Genomic DNA, 2,919 nt, shown 5'->3' with positions numbered 1-2,919 from the left:
GAACCACAAGGTTCCTGGCCTTCGTGCTTTTCGCTGGTCTCTCGGTCAGCCGCAGCTCAGTGCCGGGTGGTCGGTTGTGACCTCACGCCCGGTGCCTCCCGCCCCGCCCGTCGTGACCGTCACGGTCCCGGCGTCGATCGTCGAGGAACGGGTCGCGAAGGACTGGTGCGCGCTGGCCCCGGGGGCGACCGCGCTGAACGACTTCTTGCCGGCCGTGGTCACGACCTGGAGATCGACCGCCACGTCGCCGACGTTGACGGCACGGACGCTGATCACCACCCTGCCGGCGACGCAGCGCGTGGTCGCGTCGACCTCGACCGTCGCGGGGGCCGGCGAGACCTCGGCCCAGAGCGCACCGACCGCGGCCCGGTCGAGGGCACCGGTGTAGACCCGCAGGTCGTCGACGTCGACGGCGGCCGCGTCGCTCGCACCCGGCCACCCCGGGGCGTTCATGAGCCGTCCGAGCTGGGCCAGCCCGAGCGTCCCCGTGCCCGGCACGGTCGAGGCCTGCGTACCGTCCGCGTAGACCGTGACGGTCGCGCCGTCCGAGACCAGCGTCAGGTGCACCCACTCGTCGAGCGGGGTGGCGTACTCGGACCGATGGTCGGCGACGCCGAGCTGCGTGAACCCGACCTTGGCGGTGGCCCTGTACTGCTCGAGCTTGATCGCGGTCCGTACCCCGGACGAGGTGTCCGAGAGCAGTGCGGAGCTGCTCCTGGCGTCCGTGCGACGGACCCAGGACGCGACCGTCCACGGTCCGCTCACGGGCGCGGCGGCGAGCGTCACCCCGTCGCCCACGCCGTCGAGGCTGACCGCACCACCCAGCCGCCCGGGGGTCCAGGTGCCGCCGTCCACCGTGGCCCGCACACCGGTCACGACGTCCAGTGCCGACTGTCCGCTCGTCTCGTCGAAGGCCCAGTGGTGGACCAGCTCGGGCTCCACGGGCACGACGGGCTCCCACTCGACGTCGGGCGCGCGGAACCACTCGTACCCCAGGGCGTCCCAGCGGTCGTCGTGCTGCGTGAGGCGGGAGAGGAACTCGGTGTAGTCCTTGCCCTGCGCCGGTGACCAGGCGATCTCGGCGATCGCGGGCATGCGCGGGAAGATCATGTGGTCGGTGTATTGCTCCACCGGGATGAACTGGGAGTGGCTCGTGGGCAGGCTCGTGCTCCCGCGGTAGGCCCGGTCGGCCCACAGCGAGGCCTCGACCCCCGCGACCTGCTCCTCCGTCACGACCTTGACCGTGCCGTCGGTGCTCGAGAGCTCCGTCACGGGGTCCCAGTCGTAGGCGCGTCGCAGGTTGACGAGCCCGGCCCACGAGAGGCCGTAGGCCGTCGACGAGCTGTACTTCATGTCGGTGTAGGAACGGTCCGCCGGCGACACGACGACCCGCGCCCCCGCCGCCAGGGCCGCGCGGACCTCACGGATGTCCGCGCTCTCGGCGCCCACTCCGATCTTGGGACGGTTGACGCGCCCCTCGGCCCAGTACTGGACCAGGCTGCCCGCGGGCAGGGTCGTCCCCTGCGCCCACTGGTGCCATCCGACGATCGTCTTGCCGTGCTCGGTCGCGATCTCGTTGGCCATGGCCGTGTATGCCTCGTACCAGCCGGCCGGCGGGTTGGGGACCTCGTCGCCGCCGAGGTGGATGTACTGGCCTGGGTTCTGCGCGGCGACCGAGGAGATGACCTTCTCGAGGTAGTCGCGGATGTTCGCCGAGTTGGCCTCGGTCGCGCAGACCATCGGCAGGTTCACGTCGAACCCGTAGTACGGCGCGGTCGGCACTCCGTCGCACGTGAGGCCCGGGACGGACGCCTGTGCCGCGAGGGTGTGTCCCGGGCCGTCGATCTCGGGGACGACCTCGATGTAGCGCGAGGCCGCGTAGTCGACGATCTCCGCGTAGTCCGCCGGGGTGTAGAACCACGGATCACCCGTGTTGCTGCCCGGGGCCCAGCCGCTCTGGGTCGAGGCGCCGATCTCCGTCAGGGCGGGGAGCCCGTCGATCGCGATGCGCCAGCCCTGGTCGTCCGTGAGGTGCAGGTGCAGGGTGTTGAGCTTGTAGAGCGCGATCTGGTCGATGTAGCGCTTGACCGCGTCGACGGGGTAGAAGCGGCGGGCGACGTCGAGCATCGCGCTGCGGTACTCGAACCGGGGCTCGTCCTCGATGACGACCGCGGGGACGACCCAGTCCGCGTCCTGCACCTGGGACGCCTCGGCCGCTGCAGGGAGCAGCTGGCGGAGCGACTGCACACCGTGGAAGAGCCCGGCCGCGGTGGGGGCGTCGATCGCGACGGCTCCCTCGGAGACGGTGAGGTCATAGCCCTCGGGGTCCGTCGAGGCGGCGTCGGTCAGGGTGAGCGTGATGGCGTCGGTCGCGACCGACGCGTCGGAGACAGGCAACGAGAACCCTGTGGACGGTCGGAGCAGGTCGGCAAGGTACTCGCCGACCGGCGCGGCGTCGTCCGGAGCGACGATCACGCTCGTCGGGCTGAGACGGAACCCGGACCCTGCTCCTCGCTCGAGGCTCACGGGCCTCGGGACGAGCGCGAGCGGTGCCTCGCCCTCGGGGGCGGCGGGGGCGGCAGAGGCAGGGGCAGCGGGGGCGGCGGACGACCAGGCGGTCGTCGCCACGGCAGGGCAGATCAGGGCAAGGGTCACGGCGACGGCTGCGACGCCGCGACCACGGTGCGGGATTCTCACGGGCACTCCTCATTGAGCGGACGGGAACCCTTCGAGCCTCAGCCATCCCGACCAGTATGTCAATATCTGACGGATTGGCAGTTCAAACAAGCATGAAAGTGCATCCGGTGCGCCGGGGCACGGCAGGGAGCCCCGCCCCTGGGGAGTCAGGGGCGGGGCTGAGAACGAGGTCGGCGTCGCTGTCCGACAGAAGAACGACGCCGACCTCGAGCTCGGTGGGAC

1 protein-coding gene is annotated in these 2,919 nt (G+C 71.3%); it reads right to left on the bottom strand.

The genetic code is table 11. The features are described from left to right. Positions 1-45: 45 nt before the first annotated feature. Entirely contained in the window at positions 46-2,697 is a 2,652-nt protein-coding gene (locus tag ACFWFR_RS18840; protein WP_377624114.1) for a family 20 glycosylhydrolase, read from the bottom strand. Positions 2,698-2,919: the final 222 nt, after the last annotated feature.

It is taken from the genome of Oerskovia sp. NPDC060287, assembly GCF_042726775.1.
Lineage (GTDB): Bacteria > Actinomycetota > Actinomycetes > Actinomycetales > Cellulomonadaceae > Oerskovia > Oerskovia merdavium.
Note: the sequence above shows the minus strand (reverse complement) of the source record. Positions and strands in the feature narration are given on the sequence as shown.